Origin of the sequence: Wolinella succinogenes DSM 1740 (assembly GCF_000196135.1) — a bacterium.
Taxonomy (GTDB): Bacteria; Campylobacterota; Campylobacteria; order Campylobacterales; family Helicobacteraceae; genus Wolinella; species Wolinella succinogenes.
In genome coordinates this window covers 159,543-173,196 of record NC_005090.1, presented here as the reverse complement: position 1 = coordinate 173,196, position 13,654 = coordinate 159,543, and the positions used below count along the sequence as shown (strand labels likewise).

Genomic DNA, 13,654 nt, shown 5'->3' with positions numbered 1-13,654 from the left:
CATGGAAGAGAAAGAGGAGTTATTAAGCGCGATTGAGAGTCACCAGGAGGGGGAGAAAAATCTGAGCTTCACCCTGATGCTTTGGATGATGATTCTTCTCCTAGGGAGCGTCGTGCTCTTAGCACCCAAAATCTATATCCGTAGCAATATCTACTACGCCAGCAAAAACATCCTCCAGCTCCAAAACCAATCCGATTCTCTCATCGAAGAGAACAAACACCTCAAAAAACAGCTAGAGGATACAAAATTCAAATTCCTCATCATGGATATTGGATTCTAGCCCATGAGGTTCATTGAATTTTTCCTTCGCCACGCCAAGCTCAACTACTCACTCTCGCTCTTTTTCTTGTTGGCTGGAATCTACTGCTACCAAGTCCTCCCAAGAGAGCTCTTCCCTCCTCTTGATTCGGATAAGATTCTTATCACGGGCGTCTATGCGGGTGCAAGTGCTGACAATCTCGACAAGATGGCGGTGGGGGAGATTGAGGATGAGGTGCGCAGCATCTCCTCCGTGACCAAGATCGAATCGACCATCCGCCCCGGGATGTTCACCATCGTTATTACCCTCAAAGAGGGAAGCGACAAAAACAATGACCTAAGCAAGGTCAAAGACGCCATCTCTCTAGCTAGAGCCAACCTCCCCAGCGACATGGATGAGCCCACCGCAACGGTTTTGGAGAGAAAAATCCCCCTCATGCAAGTCTCCATTGCCTCTGAAACACTCTCCATGGAAGAGCTTCTCAAAAAAGCCAAAGTCATTAAAAAAGAGTTTGCTGCCATCCCCAACCTCAGCGATGTGGCGCTCTATGGGGAATCAGACAAAGAGATTCAAATTCGCCTCGATTCTAAAAAAATTCGCGCCTATGGGCTCAACCCCCAAGAGGTCTCTAGTGCCATGACAGGGCTCTCTTATATTTTTCCTTTGGGGAAAATTGAGAGCCAAGAAGGGCACTTCTACCTCTCCACCATCTATGGAAAAAAAGAACCTACTGATCTCCTAGAAACTTTCATCAAGATAGGAGATAAGCGCCTCAGACTTAGAGATTTTGCCAGTGTTGAGTATGGCTATGGAGAGAGTTCCACGCTCTCTAGTTTTAATGGTCAAAAAGCCTTCACCATCAACATCTCCAAAGATGAAAAAGGGGATGCAATCGCCCTTTCCAAGCTTCTCCACCACAAAATCGATCGCCTCCGAGAACTCCATCCTGAGATAGCCATCGACTCTTTCTCAGACACTTCCGTCTACATCAAAAGCCGCCTCAATACGGTCGTCTCCAATATCACCCTAGGATTCTTGCTCGTCTCTTTGTCGATGTATTGGCTCATCAACAAGCGTATCTCTCTCGTGGTCGCGATGGGCATCCCCTTCTCCTTTTTACTTGGCGCGATGTTCTTCTACCTCTTGGGCAACACCATCAATATGATCAGCCTCCTAGGTGCACTCATTGCCGTGGGAATCCTAGTTGATGACGCCATTATCGTCTCTGAAAATATCCAGCGCCATATCGAAGAGGGGATGAAGCCTAAAAAAGCGGCGGTTGAAGGGGTCAAAGAGGTGATTGCCCCCGTCCTTGTTGCAAGTGCCACGACCATTTTTGCCTTCTTGCCCATGCTCCTTATGAGCGGAGAGGTAGGGAAATTCATCAAGATGATTCCCCTAGCCGTTGCCATCTTGCTCCTTGCTTCACTGATTGAATCTTTCCTCTTTCTCCCGCTCCACTCCGCTCACATCCTCTCCAAAAAAGAGCCCACCCGAAGCTGGACACGCGCCAATCTACTCTATCACGACTCTCTCGCCTTTCTCTTTGCGAGAAAAAAGCTCGTGCTAGGAATCTTTCTCTTGCTCATTCCGATTCTTATCTTTTTGGGCTTCAAACACTCCAAGTATCAGCTTTTCCCCGAATTTGATGGAACAGAGGTCTATATCAGCGGACGACTGAGCGCCAACCACACAGTCGAAGAGACTCAAGCCCTCATCAAAGAACTGGAGAGAGAGATTTTGGAGCACAAAGGGGAGTTCTTCATCAAATCAACCTCGGCCGTCTCAGGCTGGATGATGGACGCCTCAGGCGAGAGCGAGACCGCCTCGAATGTCTTTATCATCTTTGCCGAGCTCGAAGAGGCGATTGAAGATAACTTTGTGGAGCGCTACATCACTCCAATTCTCTCTTTTGACTGGGATGATAGCGCCAAAATTCGCCCCCTTAAAAGCTTTGAGATTGAGAAAATGCTCCAAGAGCACCTCCAAGGATTCAAAAAAGCATACGCCTTAGAGGAGCTTCGTGTCGCCGCCCCCAAAGCAGGAATCGTCAAACACGATATCGAAATCTCCCTCATAGGCCCCGAAGCCCTTCTTAAGCAGGCCTTGCCTCACCTCACCCAAGTGATCGAGCAGACCCATGGAGTCAAAAGCGTCTATAACGACATGAAAGCGGGAATCTCTGAAATCAAGCTCGCTATCAATCCCTACGGAGAATCGCTTGGACTTAACGAAGGGGTCTTAAGCGCGCTTCTTAGCGACTATTTTCTTTTTGCCAAGAAAGGCAAAAGCCTCGATGAAGAGGGGGTGGTGCACCTTCGAATCGAAGACATCTACAAGGACGAGCTCTCCACCCTCCGCTATTTTAGCCTCCAGCTTGGCTCCCAAAAGGTGCTTTTAGAAGAGGTGGTCGATTTTCACACCCAAGAGGCCCCCGAAAAGATCATCAAAGAAGATGGTGATCGCCAGCGAACGGTCTATGCGGATGTGATTCCTGAGGAGCTCACCGCGATGGAGCTTCTCAAAAAACTAGAACCTGAGATCAAAAAGATCAAAGAATCAGGCCTCATCCTGAAGCTTGGAGGAGAACGGGAGAAGAACGAGCAGTTCATTCATGATATGATTGTTGCCTCCGTGCTAGCGCTCTTTTTGATCTTCTTGACGCTCTTATTGATGTTTGATTCTTTCTTGGTGAGCCTCATGATTCTCTCCGTGATTCCTCTCTCATTCTTGGGCGTGATTTTGGGACATTCTCTTCTAGGGCTCAACCTCTCCATGCCCTCCATTGTCGGAATTTTAGGATTAGCTGGAGTGGTGATCAATGATGGAATCGTGATGGTGGACTTCATCCGCAAGGCCAAAAATAATGAGGATTTTTTCAAGCGCGCCACGAAGCGATTGCGCCCCATCCTTCTCACCTCCATCACCACTTTTATCGGTCTTGCCACGCTTATCTTCTTCCCCTCAGGCCAAGCCAAAACCCTCCAGCCCCTCGCCACCTCTTTAGGTTTTGGACTATTGTGGGGCACCATTTTAAACCTCTACTATCTCCCCCTGCTCTTTGCCTTCTTGAGCCAATTTAAACGGCCTAAGCTACGCCTCAAGCTACGGTTGCTTTTTAGCAACATGGCTTCTAGGATTCGCCTCCCCTCCTTAAACAAAAAACCACTATAATTTCGCCATATTTACCTCAAAACCCAAGGAAAACAATATGGCAAAAGTCCTCCAGATTGGCGCAGGTGGCGTAGGCGGAGTTGTCGCTCACAAAATGGCGATGAATCGCGAGGTGTTTTCTCACATCACGCTCGCTAGCCGAACCCTCTCTAAGTGCCAAGAGATCGCCCAAAGCATCAAAGCCAAAGGCTATGGCGAGATCGATATCACGACCGTGGATGCCGACAGCATCGAAGAGCTAGTTGCGCTCATCAACGAAGTCAAACCCCAAATCGTACTCAACATCGCCCTCCCCTACCAAGACCTCACCATCATGGAAGCGTGCCTCCGCACAGGCGTGCCCTATCTGGATACGGCCAACTACGAGCACCCCGATCTAGCCAAGTTTGAATATAAAGAGCAGTGGGCATTTCACGATCGCTACAAAGAGAAGGGAGTTATGGCTCTTCTAGGAAGCGGCTTTGATCCGGGTGTCACCAATGTCTTTTGCGCCTACGCTCAAAAGCACTATTTTGATGAGATTCACGAGATCGACATTCTTGATTGCAATGCGGGCGATCATGGCTATCCCTTTGCCACCAACTTCAACCCTGAGATCAACCTCCGCGAGGTGAGCTCCAAGGGGCGCTACTGGGAAAATGGCGAATGGATCGAAACCGAACCCATGGAGATCATGCAAGTTTGGGACTACCCCGAAGTGGGCCCCAAAGATTCTTATCTGCTCTACCACGAAGAGCTCGAATCGCTAGTGAGAAATATCAAAGGATTAAAGCGGATTCGTTTCTTTATGACCTTTGGACAGAGCTATCTCACCCATATGCGCTGCCTAGAAAATGTGGGAATGTTAAGAATCGATGAGATCGAGGTCAATGGCTGCAAAGTCGTCCCCATCCAAGTGCTCAAAGCCCTCCTCCCCGACCCCGCCTCTTTGGCTAGCCGCACCAAAGGCAAGACCAATATTGGTTGCTACATCAAGGGAATCAAAGAGGGGAAAGCGCGCACCATCTACATCTATAATGTCTGCGACCATGAGTCCTGCTACCGCGAGGTCAATGCCCAGGCGATCAGCTACACCACGGGCGTGCCTGCGATGATTGGAGCCAAACTCATGCTGGAGGGCAAATGGAGCGGCAAAGGGGTCTTCAATATGGAAGAGCTTGATCCTGATCCCTTCATGGATGAGCTCAATAAGCAGGGCTTGCCATGGGAAGTCAAGGAGATGGAGGCGTGAAGCCCTACCCCCACATCCCCACTCCATGCTATGTCCTAGAAGAGGCAAAACTCCGTGCCAATTTGGAGATTCTTGATCGCGTGCAGAGAGAGAGTGGAGCCAAGATTCTCCTTGCCCTCAAAGGGTTTGCCCTCTGGAAAAGCTTCCCTTTGGTCTCCTCCTATCTCAAAGGAATCACCGCCAGCGGACTTCATGAGGCCAAACTTGGAAAAGAGGAGTTTAGGGGGGGAGAGGTTCATGTCTACTCTCCCGCTTTTAAAGAGCCTGAGATCAAAGAGCTGATCACCTTCGCTGATCACATCATCTTCAACTCTCCCACTCAATGGGCACGCTTCAAAGATCAGGTCAAAAATGCCCCCAGACCCATCGAATGCGGTCTTAGGCTCAATCCCCTCTACTCTGAGGTGGAACCCCCCATCTACAACCCCTGCATTCCAGGCTCTAGACTTGGAATCCCTCCTAGTGAGCTCAGCCAAGAGGCGTTAGAGGGAATTGATGGACTTCACTTTCACACCCATTGCGAACAAAATAGCGATGCACTAGAGCGCACCCTAGAGCACTTTGAGCGCCACTTTGGAGAGCTTCTTGGGCGCATGAAATGGGTCAATTTTGGCGGAGGACACCACATCACAAGAGCCGATTATGATGTGGATCGCCTCATTCAAATCATCCAAGAGTTTAGGAAACGCCATAACAACATTCCCGTCTATTTGGAACCGGGCGAGGCAGTGGGTTGGCAGAGTGGATTTTTGCTTGGCGAAGTGGTGGATGTGGTGCGCAATGGGATGGAGATCGCTATTCTTGATATTAGTGCGGCAGCCCATATGCCTGATTGTCTTGAGATGCCCTACCGGCCAATGGTGCGCGGAAGCGCGGAAGCAGGAGAAAAACGCTACTCCTATCGCCTAGGTGGACCTACTTGCTTGGCGGGCGATGTCATTGGAGACTACAGTTTTGATTCGCCCCTCAAAGTGGGGGATCAGCTCATCTTTGAGGACATGATTCACTACACCATCGTCAAAAACAATACTTTCAACGGCGTTCCCCTTCCAAGCATTGGCGTGATTAGAGAATCGGGAGAGTTTGAGCTTTGGCATGAGTATGGATATGATGAGTACAAAAGGAGAAACAGCTAGTTGCTCTCTTCATTAGGCTTCAAAGCCCTTTTAGGGGCGCTAGTCGTCTTGATCATGGCCCTTTTGGCTAGGAGCAAAAACTACTACATTGCAGGGCTTATTCCACTCTTTCCTACTTTTGCACTCATGGCCCATTGGATCGTGGGAAGCGAGCGAGGAGTCGAGGAGCTTAAAAAGACGGTGATTTTTGGCGCGTGGGCGATGATCCCCTATGCACTCTATCTTTTCTGCGTCTATTGGCTCATCGATTATTGGAGGCTAGAGGCGACCCTTTTGGGCGCCTCTTTGGTCTGGATTTTGGCCGCCTCGATTCTTATCTATAGCTACCCCACATAAGAGCAGCAATAATCGACCGTCTCATTCACTTTGAGGCTGAAGCGTGAATGGGCGGGTACATCAAAACTCTCTCCGCCCCTAAGGGTGCGCCACTTTGATTCTTGGGGCAAAAAGACCTCAAGCTCTCCTTCGAGAATCTCCATGATTTCAGCCTTGTCCGTGCCAAATTCATAGCTTCCAGGAAGCATGATTCCTAGGGTCTTTTTGCTTCCATCAGGGAAGATCACCGTGCGGCTTGTCACCTTATCATCAAAGTAGCGATTGGCTTTTTTCACGACTGTTACATTTTCAAAACTCTGCATCACTCTCTCCTTGGATTTTAGGGAAAATGGCGAGATTATACCCGAAAAGTTTCTCCTCTTAGATAGAATGAATTATGCATTCCAATCTCTCAAACATCTTAAAAATGGAGCGCCTCATGAGAACCCTTCTAGCCCCTTCCGTCCACTGGGTCGGCGTCAAAGACCCTGAATTGGCAATCTTTGACATTGTAGTCCCCACCGAACATGGAACCACCTACAACAGCTATCTAATCCAAGGCAGCGAAAAGTGTGCGCTCATTGACACCTCCAAAGCCAACTTCTCCAAAGAGTATTTCACCCACCTTGAAAAGCACCTTCCCCTCCAAAAAATCGACTACATCGTCGTCCAACACACCGAACCTGATCATGCAGGGTGCCTGAGGGAGTTTTTGGAGCGCCATCCAGAGGTCACGCTTATCCACTCCAAACCCTGTAAGCGCTTCATCCAGACCCTCACCAATCTCCCCTTCAACTCCATGGCGATTGAAAGCGGAGATGAGCTTGATCTTGGCGGCAAGACGCTACGATTCTTCTCCACTCCTTTCTTGCACTGGCCTGACACGATGATGAGCTACTTAGTGGAAGATAAGATTCTCTTCTCTTGCGATGTGATGGGCTCCCATTTCACCAGCGAAACCAATCCCGAAATCTTCAACTCCCTTTTGGATGAGAAGGATTATCTCGCCTCCATCGAAGCCTTCAAATACTACTATGCTATGATCATGCGCCCCTACAAAGAGCATATCATCAAGGCGTTTGAGCTTCTTGAAAAGCTTGATGTTCAGATGATCGCCCCTTCTCATGGACCGATTTTGGACATGGAGCCTCGATTCTTCTTTGACTGGTATAGAGCACGTGCCAAAAACTACCTCCTGCGCCTCAATGGGCAGAAGGTGACCATCATCTACGCCTCCGCCTATGGAAACACCGCCAAAATGATGGAATCAGTCAAAGCGGGGTTGCTTGATGCAGGAGTAGAGGTTGCTGTTTTTGATGCCTCCAGCAGTGCAATGGCGGAGATGATCGATAGCATCGAGCTCTCCACGGGAATCTTGCTTGGCACCTCCACCATCAATGCCAAAGCACCCGAGCCCATTCTTCACCTCATCGCCAATCTTGTTGTCTTGAGCATGAATGGTCGCAAAGCAGGGGTCTTTGGCTCTTTTGGCTGGAGCGGAGAGGGGATTGCGATGACGGAGCGGATCTGCGAAGTGATGAAGATGAAGATCGTCCAAGAACCCTACAAAGTCCAAATGGCGCCCTCTAGCGCTCAGCTTGAAGAGGGGCGAGAGTGGGGATATAACTTCGGACTCAAAATCATTGAGTAGCCTTTAGAGTGCCCCCTCGTGGGCACTCTAAATTTTTTGCTATAATCGCGCCCAAAATCCACCCCCAAAATAAAGAATCGATGCAACACCCAAAATCTCTCTCGTTCAAAAATCTTCTCATGCTAGCCCCTTTGGCTGGCTACACCGACCTCCCTTTTAGAAGCGTGGCCAAAAGCTTTGGCGCGGATATCACCGTGAGCGAAATGATCAGCGTCCATGCGCTGGCCTACAAGAATCGGCGCACTGCCAAAATGGTCGAAAAAGCCCCCAACGAGAATCCCTACAGTGTTCAGATTGCGGGAAATCACCTCGATATCATCCAAAGGGCAGTCGAGGTTCTTAACGCCTTTGAAGGAATCGACATCCTCGACTTAAATGGCGGCTGTCCCGCCCCCAAGGTCTCAGGACATGGGAGTGGAAGCTCGCTCCTTAAGGATTTGGATAAGATGGTAGAGATTTTGCGTCTCATCAAAAAAACCACCACGATTCCCTACACCAGCGTCAAAGTGAGAATCGGTTTTGAGACCAAAATCCCCGCCGAGATCGCCCATGCTCTCAATGACGCCCCCATTGATTTTGTCGTGGTGCATGGGCGCACCAAGAGCGATGGCTACAAAAAAGAGCGAATCGATTATGATTCCATTGCACTCATGAAAAAAATCCTCAAAGTCCCTTTGATCGCCAATGGAGAGATCGATTCCTTTTCCAAAGCCCAAGAGGTGCTCGCCCACACGGGTGCGGATGGTCTCATGATCGGGCGGGCGGCCGTGGCCAAGCCTTGGATTTTTCGCCAAATCAAGGAGGGAATCCACGAGGCCGATTTGGAGCTCAGAAGGGCGGTGGCGTTGGAACATTTTGATAAAACCATCGCCTTTAGAGGAGAGTTTGGCGCGGTGATGTTTCGCAAGAATCTCCATGCCTATTCCAAAGGCCTCGCTGGTGCGAGCGATTTTCGCGACAAGGTCAATCACCTCACCTCTCCAGTACTCATGCGCGAAGCGATAGAAGAATTCTTTTTGGCTTCACAAGTTTTAGAATCTTTTGGATAAAATCTTCTTCGCTTACCCCATCTTCGCCCCCACCCCAAGGAGCGCTTCATGAAAGAATTTGTCGAAGAGTTATGGCAGGCTAGAGACACTCTGGGGCCTGATAGCCTCTCTCAGCCCGAACTCAAAAAGGCAATTTTAGACACGATCGACCTGCTAGATACAGGAAAGGTGCGCGCCCTTAGCATGGAAAATGGCACTCCTGTGATTAATGAGTGGGTGAAGAAGGCGATTCTCATCTACATCCAGACCACCTCCTGCTATCCTACCAACGCAGGAGTATTGCGCTACTACGATAAGATTCCCATGAAGCTTGATGGCTGGGATGAGAGCCGATTCAAAAATGCTGGAATCACTGTGCTTCCGGGCAGTGTCGTGCGTAAAGGCTCTTTTATTGGGGCACACAGCAAGCTCATGCCCTCTTTTGTCGACATTGGCGCCTATTTAGGGCGAGGCACCAAGGTCGGCTCGTGGGCGCATATCGGTCCTTGCGTTCAAATTGGCGAAGGTTGCACCATCGGGAATCATAGCTCCATCGAGGGTACGCTCAATCCTCTTCACAAGCTTCCCGCCATTATCGAAGAGGGTTGCCACATCGGAGCGAAGTGCGAGGTTGGCGCGGGGGTTTGGATCGAGAAAAATGCTGAGCTGCTTGATGGCGTCTATCTCTCGCCCACCACGCGCATCTTTGATGTAGAGACCGAGCGTATCACCTATGGGCGTATCCCTCCCTATAGCGTTGTCTCCCCTGGCACTCTGCTGGATGAAAATGGCCGAAGTTCAAGCTACGCCGCCATCATTTTAGAACGAAAAGAATAAGGAGTTTCATGCTTTCTAGAATCTTTCTCTCCCTTGGCCTATGCGCCTCTATGGTCTTGGCCGCCCCCACGCTTGTCAATGGGATCTCCTTTTATGTCAATAACCAGCCCGTCACCCTTTTGGAGCTTTACAAAACCGCCCAACTAGCCAATGTTAGCAAAGAGCGTGCGATGGAGATGCTCATTGACAAAATGCTCCACCAAGATGAGATTGAGCGCTATGGAATCAGCACCAATGAGATCGAGGTCAATCAAGAAGTCGAGCGAATCGCCAAGTCCAATGGGGCAACACTAGAGCAATTCCGATCCTTTTTAGATCAAAAAGGGGTGAATTGGGAGAGCTACAAAGAGGACCTCAAAGAGAAAGTACTCAAAGACAAGCTCTATGACAAGATCGTCGCCAATAACCTCCGTATGGCTGATGAGCGCGAGCTAGTTGCCTACTACGAATCCAACAAAAATCTCTTCTCCATTCCCGCAAGAATCGAGACGATCAAATATAGCTCCAAAAATCAAGAGGCGCTTGTGTCGCTCCTCAAAAATCCTCTAAGCCAGCCCAAAGGCTTAATCTCTGAGCCTGAGACGATTCTCACTCAAAAGATCAATCCCAAGCTCGCCGCCCTTTTGCAAGAGACTCCCCTGGGGCAATTCACCCAAATTTTCACCATTGGCGAGGACCACCTCACTTTCTTGGTCAAAAGCAAGGGGGATCTCGTTTTGATTCCTTTTGAAAGCGCCAAAGAGGCAGTCTTTCATCGCCTCATGATGGAAAAAGAGGACAAGGTGATTCGCGAGCATTTTGAGAAGCTCCGTGCCAGCGCCAAAGTGAAAGTGATTCGACTCGACTAAATTCCCTGCAAAAGAATCTTCCACAACTCCTCCACCTCTAAATCGCTCAGGTGGGTGGAGTTTTTCTCTCTTAAAAACCACTCGATTCTCGCCCTCTCTATCCCCCGACCATAGACACACTCAGGGTGTGCCCCAATAAACCCTCGCGCCAGAGCCACCTCGTCGCCCAACTCCCCCTCGCACAAAAAGCAGCGTTCCAGCCCATGGCTTCGCCCCTCATATTCCAAAAGCGCGGCATGAGATTCTAAAATCGCTCTCTTGGCATCCTGTCTCTCTAGGCGCCTAGAGACCTGATCCAAAAGCGCATAATAAAATCCTTCCATCTCCTCAACATCACGAAGATGCCGATAGAGCAGGCGAAGGTATTGCTGCCACCAGTAGCGCCTATGATTGTCGCGCTCCCAGACAAATCCTAAATGCATCACGCTGCGCAAGCGGGGAATCGCTCCCCCCTGCTCCTCTTCAAAGTCAATTTTATGCCCAATCTGTATCACGCTATGACGCGCCCCATAAAATCGATAGAGCCTCGCCATCTTGGAGGAGGTGAGCACCCCCACCCAAAGATCTTCATCTCTTGCGACATTGATATCTAAAACATAACCCTGCAAACCACGCTCCATTGGGGGTTAAGCTGCCATAAACAAGAATTAACTCGTTTTTTCTTATAATTCCCCTCAAATTTTCCCTATTCTATGCCCTGAGGGCATAAAGGGGGATTAAAGGGCTACGCTTGACCAACTTTGTCGGTAGTGTCTTAGAAGCCACCAAAGAAGCCATTAGGGCTCTCAACCCACAAAACTCCACCATCTACGAATCGCTTATGGTCGGAGCGGGGGGTGATGTGAGCCTCAAGGCCGACCTAATGTGCGAAGAGATCCTCTCCGCTAGACTTCGCCATTTTGGCCACATTCACTCCGAAGAGAGCGGCCTCATTGAAGGAGAGAGTCAAGACATCATCTATCTTGACCCCTTAGATGGAAGCACCAACCTCTCCTCTCTTATTCCCTATTACGGCACTTCTGTAGCACTCTGTGATCCCGAGGGGCGCACCAAAGCGGCGGCAGTGATCAACTTCTGCTCGGGTGAAACCTTCATCAAAACAGACGCTTTCGCCCTGCACGGAAGCATTTGGCAACCCATCGACACCTTTGTTCCCATTCGCCCCCTAGAGCATGCGAGCAAGATTGGAATCTTTGAGGGCTCCCATCGAAACGCTCCGTGGGTCTTGGGTCTCCATCAAAAGGGTCTAAAATTTCGCTCTCCCGGAGCAATCGCCCTCTCCATGGCCTACGCACACAACGTCAGCTTTGTCCTTTTTGATGGGGAGATTCGAGAGTATGACACGAAGGCGGGACTTTTCCTCTGTTCTGACCTCCACATCCATCACGACGAGCGAGCCCTGCTTATCAGCCGTGACCCGATCATTTTTGAAAACCTCTTAGAGCTTATTAGCCAGAAAGGATAGAGATGGGTTTTGCCGACTTTTTTAAAACCTTCACTAGAGAACGCGCCAAAGAGGGGGAATCCCCTAGTCACTGGATCAAATGCCCTAGTTGTAGCGCCCTCATGTATTACAAGGAGGTGATCGCGCAACATCATGTCTGCCCTAAGTGCAACTTCCATATGCGCATCGCCCTCGAAGATCGCATTGAGATGCTCTGCGATGAGGGGACTCTCATTGAGCACGACGCCTCCCTAGAGCCCACTGATCCGCTCACTTTTGTAGACAAGAAGAGCTACAAAAAAAGAATCGAAGAGGGAAAACAAAAAACAGGGCGCGCCAGCTCTGTTCTAAGCGGAGAGTGTCGAATCAATGGGGTTAGCACCCAAATCGTGCTCTTTAACTTTGCTTTTATGGGAGGAAGCCTTGGCTCGGTGGAGGGTGAAAAAATCGTTCGCGCGGTCAATCGTGCCCTCGAAAAACACCAAGGACTCGTGATTCTCAGCACTAGCGGAGGCGCTAGAATGCAAGAGAGCACCTACTCTTTGATGCAGATGGCCAAGACAAGCGCGGCTTTGGCGCGACTCTCTCAGGCCAAGCTTCCTTTTATCTCTCTCCTCACTGATCCTACCATGGGGGGCGTGAGCGCCTCTTTTGCCTTTTTGGGCGATATCATTATCGCCGAACCCGGAGCCATGGTAGGCTTTGCTGGAGCGAGGGTCATCAAACAGACCATTGGAGCGGATCTGCCTGAGGGCTTCCAAACGGCGGAATTTTTGCTTGAGCATGGGCTCATTGACATGATCACCCCACGCAAGGAGATGAAGAAGACCTTGGGCGACCTTTTGAGATTCTTCAACCCCTACGATGAAAATCCGTGTCTATTGCATCTCTAAGCCTGAAAAGGATGCCTATGCTGAGCTGGGAGAGCATTTCAAAAAGCTCGCTCGCTCTTTTAATGTCGAGCTTGAGATTTTGGATATTTTCAACAAGCAGATCGCCCAAGCTCAAAAAGCGGCCAATGAAGCCGAATCCTCTTTGGCTTACAAAGAGGCTTTGCAGCGCTATCTCTCAGGAGCTCACAATATCGCACTCACGCCTGAGGGTAAGCTCTATGATTCTCATGCTTTCTCTCAAATCTTCCATCACAAACAGGAGGTGAACTTCTTTATAGGCGGTGCTTACGGTTTTGAACCAGGATTCCTCAAAAGTTGCCACCAAAGCCTCTCCCTGAGTCCTCTCACCCTAGGACACAAGGTCGCTAAAGTGGTTTTATGCGAGCAGATTTACCGGGGGCTTACGATTATGCACAATCACCCCTATCACAAGTAATTTCTGAAAGTAGGATGACGAAGGAGCCAAATCATGCGAGACAGTGAATTGAAATATTTCAAAGAGCTTTTAAGCGATCGCCAAAAGCAGATTCTGCAAAATATCGAGAGCAACGCCAAAGACCTAGAGGTGCTAGGAGATCAGAGCCTTAGCGATGAGCTTGATTACGCAAGTGCCAGCACCGAGAGTCTCGTGGGCTCTTCCATCTCTTTGCAGCAGCAAAAAGAGTTGAGAGAGATTGAGGTGGCTTTGGCCAAAATCAAAAGCGGAACCTATGGAATCTGCGAGATGTGCGAGGATCCCATCAGCATCCAACGACTCAAAGTGAAACCACACGCGAAGTATTGTATAGTTTGTCGAGAAATCGTCGAGAAAAATCGATAACTCAATCACACAAGGATT

At 49.5% G+C, this 13,654-nt stretch carries 15 protein-coding genes; 13 read left to right on the top strand and 2 right to left on the bottom strand.

From position 1 onward, the window contains the following. Position 1 precedes the first annotated feature (1 nt). From WS_RS00845 to WS_RS00825, 5 genes are read left to right on the top strand one after another with little or no spacing between them, the layout of a single operon-like run. Positions 2-280 carry a hypothetical protein gene (locus tag WS_RS00845; RefSeq protein WP_011138132.1) on the top strand — a complete coding sequence of 93 codons (279 nt, stop codon included), beginning with the start codon at positions 2-4 and terminating at the stop codon, positions 278-280. A gap of 3 nt (positions 281-283) precedes the next feature. Next, complete coding sequence (locus tag WS_RS00840) at positions 284-3,433, top strand: efflux RND transporter permease subunit (protein WP_011138131.1); 3,150 nt, start codon at positions 284-286, stop codon at positions 3,431-3,433. Between the two features lie 37 nt (positions 3,434-3,470). Then, complete coding sequence (locus WS_RS00835; protein ID WP_011138130.1) at positions 3,471-4,664, top strand: saccharopine dehydrogenase family protein; 1,194 nt, start codon at positions 3,471-3,473, stop codon at positions 4,662-4,664. Continuing rightward, on the top strand, positions 4,661-5,800 hold the full coding sequence (gene nspC / locus WS_RS00830) for a carboxynorspermidine decarboxylase (protein ID WP_011138129.1): 1,140 nt from the start codon (positions 4,661-4,663) through the stop codon (positions 5,798-5,800). The genes WS_RS00835 and nspC overlap by 4 nt, the downstream gene beginning before the upstream one ends. Continuing rightward, the gene (locus WS_RS00825; RefSeq protein ID WP_011138128.1) at positions 5,801-6,136 is read left to right on the top strand and encodes a GlpM family protein; all 336 of its coding nucleotides are present in this window, start codon (positions 5,801-5,803) and stop codon (positions 6,134-6,136) included. It abuts the gene before it with no gap. Here the strand turns inward: WS_RS00825 and ppnP are convergent. Beyond that, positions 6,124-6,438 carry a pyrimidine/purine nucleoside phosphorylase gene (gene ppnP, locus WS_RS00820; protein WP_041571671.1) on the bottom strand — a complete coding sequence of 105 codons (315 nt, stop codon included), beginning with the start codon at positions 6,436-6,438 and terminating at the stop codon, positions 6,124-6,126. The genes WS_RS00825 and ppnP overlap by 13 nt on opposite strands. A 116-nt stretch (positions 6,439-6,554) precedes the next feature. Between ppnP and WS_RS00815 the strand changes: the two genes are divergently transcribed. The 4 genes from WS_RS00815 (at position 6,555) to WS_RS00800 (ending at position 10,479) form a co-directional block, all read left to right on the top strand. Further along, positions 6,555-7,766: an FprA family A-type flavoprotein gene (locus WS_RS00815; protein WP_011138126.1), complete on the top strand. Its 1,212-nt coding sequence runs from the start codon at positions 6,555-6,557 to the stop codon at positions 7,764-7,766. Positions 7,767-7,846: 80 nt separating this feature from the next. After that, on the top strand, positions 7,847-8,815 hold the full coding sequence (locus WS_RS00810) for a tRNA dihydrouridine synthase (protein ID WP_041571670.1): 969 nt from the start codon (positions 7,847-7,849) through the stop codon (positions 8,813-8,815). Positions 8,816-8,863: 48 nt separating this feature from the next. Beyond that, entirely contained in the window at positions 8,864-9,631 is a 768-nt protein-coding gene (locus WS_RS00805) for a 2,3,4,5-tetrahydropyridine-2,6-dicarboxylate N-succinyltransferase (protein ID WP_011138124.1), read from the top strand. Between the two features lie 8 nt (positions 9,632-9,639). After that, complete coding sequence (locus WS_RS00800; RefSeq protein ID WP_011138123.1) at positions 9,640-10,479, top strand: peptidylprolyl isomerase; 840 nt, start codon at positions 9,640-9,642, stop codon at positions 10,477-10,479. Here WS_RS00800 and recO read toward each other — a convergent pair. Next, a complete protein-coding gene (gene recO, locus WS_RS00795; protein ID WP_081454332.1) occupies positions 10,476-11,099 on the bottom strand; it encodes a recombination protein RecO in 624 nt (207 codons plus the stop codon). The genes WS_RS00800 and recO overlap by 4 nt on opposite strands. Before the next feature lie 110 nt (positions 11,100-11,209). Between recO and WS_RS00790 the strand changes: the two genes are divergently transcribed. The 4 genes from WS_RS00790 to dksA are packed head-to-tail and all read left to right on the top strand — an operon-like array spanning position 11,210 to position 13,636. Then, the gene (locus tag WS_RS00790) at positions 11,210-11,944 is read left to right on the top strand and encodes an inositol monophosphatase family protein (RefSeq protein ID WP_011138121.1); all 735 of its coding nucleotides are present in this window, start codon (positions 11,210-11,212) and stop codon (positions 11,942-11,944) included. A 2-nt stretch (positions 11,945-11,946) separates the two neighbouring features. Beyond that, positions 11,947-12,816 carry an acetyl-CoA carboxylase, carboxyltransferase subunit beta gene (gene accD / locus WS_RS00785; protein ID WP_011138120.1) on the top strand — a complete coding sequence of 290 codons (870 nt, stop codon included), beginning with the start codon at positions 11,947-11,949 and terminating at the stop codon, positions 12,814-12,816. After that, on the top strand, positions 12,788-13,252 hold the full coding sequence (rlmH, locus tag WS_RS00780; protein WP_011138119.1) for a 23S rRNA (pseudouridine(1915)-N(3))-methyltransferase RlmH: 465 nt from the start codon (positions 12,788-12,790) through the stop codon (positions 13,250-13,252). Before accD ends, rlmH begins: the two co-directional genes overlap by 29 nt. A 33-nt stretch (positions 13,253-13,285) precedes the next feature. After that, positions 13,286-13,636: an RNA polymerase-binding protein DksA gene (gene dksA, locus WS_RS00775; RefSeq protein WP_011138118.1), complete on the top strand. Its 351-nt coding sequence runs from the start codon at positions 13,286-13,288 to the stop codon at positions 13,634-13,636. The last annotated feature ends 18 nt before the right edge of the window (positions 13,637-13,654 follow it).

Bases quoted from the DNA above. Each gene is read 5' to 3' on its own strand.
- WS_RS00845 (WP_011138132.1), top strand. From the start codon at position 2: ATGGAAGAGAAAGAGGAGTTATTAAGCGCGATTGAGAGTCACCAGGAG.
- WS_RS00840 (WP_011138131.1), top strand. From the start codon at position 284: ATGAGGTTCATTGAATTTTTCCTTCGCCACGCCAAGCTCAACTACTCA.
- WS_RS00835 (WP_011138130.1), top strand. From the start codon at position 3,471: ATGGCAAAAGTCCTCCAGATTGGCGCAGGTGGCGTAGGCGGAGTTGTC.
- ppnP (WP_041571671.1), bottom strand. From the start codon at position 6,438: ATGCAGAGTTTTGAAAATGTAACAGTCGTGAAAAAAGCCAATCGCTAC.
- WS_RS00815 (WP_011138126.1), top strand. From the start codon at position 6,555: ATGAGAACCCTTCTAGCCCCTTCCGTCCACTGGGTCGGCGTCAAAGAC.
- WS_RS00810 (WP_041571670.1), top strand. From the start codon at position 7,847: ATGCAACACCCAAAATCTCTCTCGTTCAAAAATCTTCTCATGCTAGCC.
- WS_RS00805 (WP_011138124.1), top strand. From the start codon at position 8,864: ATGAAAGAATTTGTCGAAGAGTTATGGCAGGCTAGAGACACTCTGGGG.
- WS_RS00800 (WP_011138123.1), top strand. From the start codon at position 9,640: ATGCTTTCTAGAATCTTTCTCTCCCTTGGCCTATGCGCCTCTATGGTC.
- recO (WP_081454332.1), bottom strand. From the start codon at position 11,099: ATGGAGCGTGGTTTGCAGGGTTATGTTTTAGATATCAATGTCGCAAGA.
- accD (WP_011138120.1), top strand. From the start codon at position 11,947: ATGGGTTTTGCCGACTTTTTTAAAACCTTCACTAGAGAACGCGCCAAA.
- rlmH (WP_011138119.1), top strand. From the start codon at position 12,788: ATGAAAATCCGTGTCTATTGCATCTCTAAGCCTGAAAAGGATGCCTAT.
- dksA (WP_011138118.1), top strand. From the start codon at position 13,286: ATGCGAGACAGTGAATTGAAATATTTCAAAGAGCTTTTAAGCGATCGC.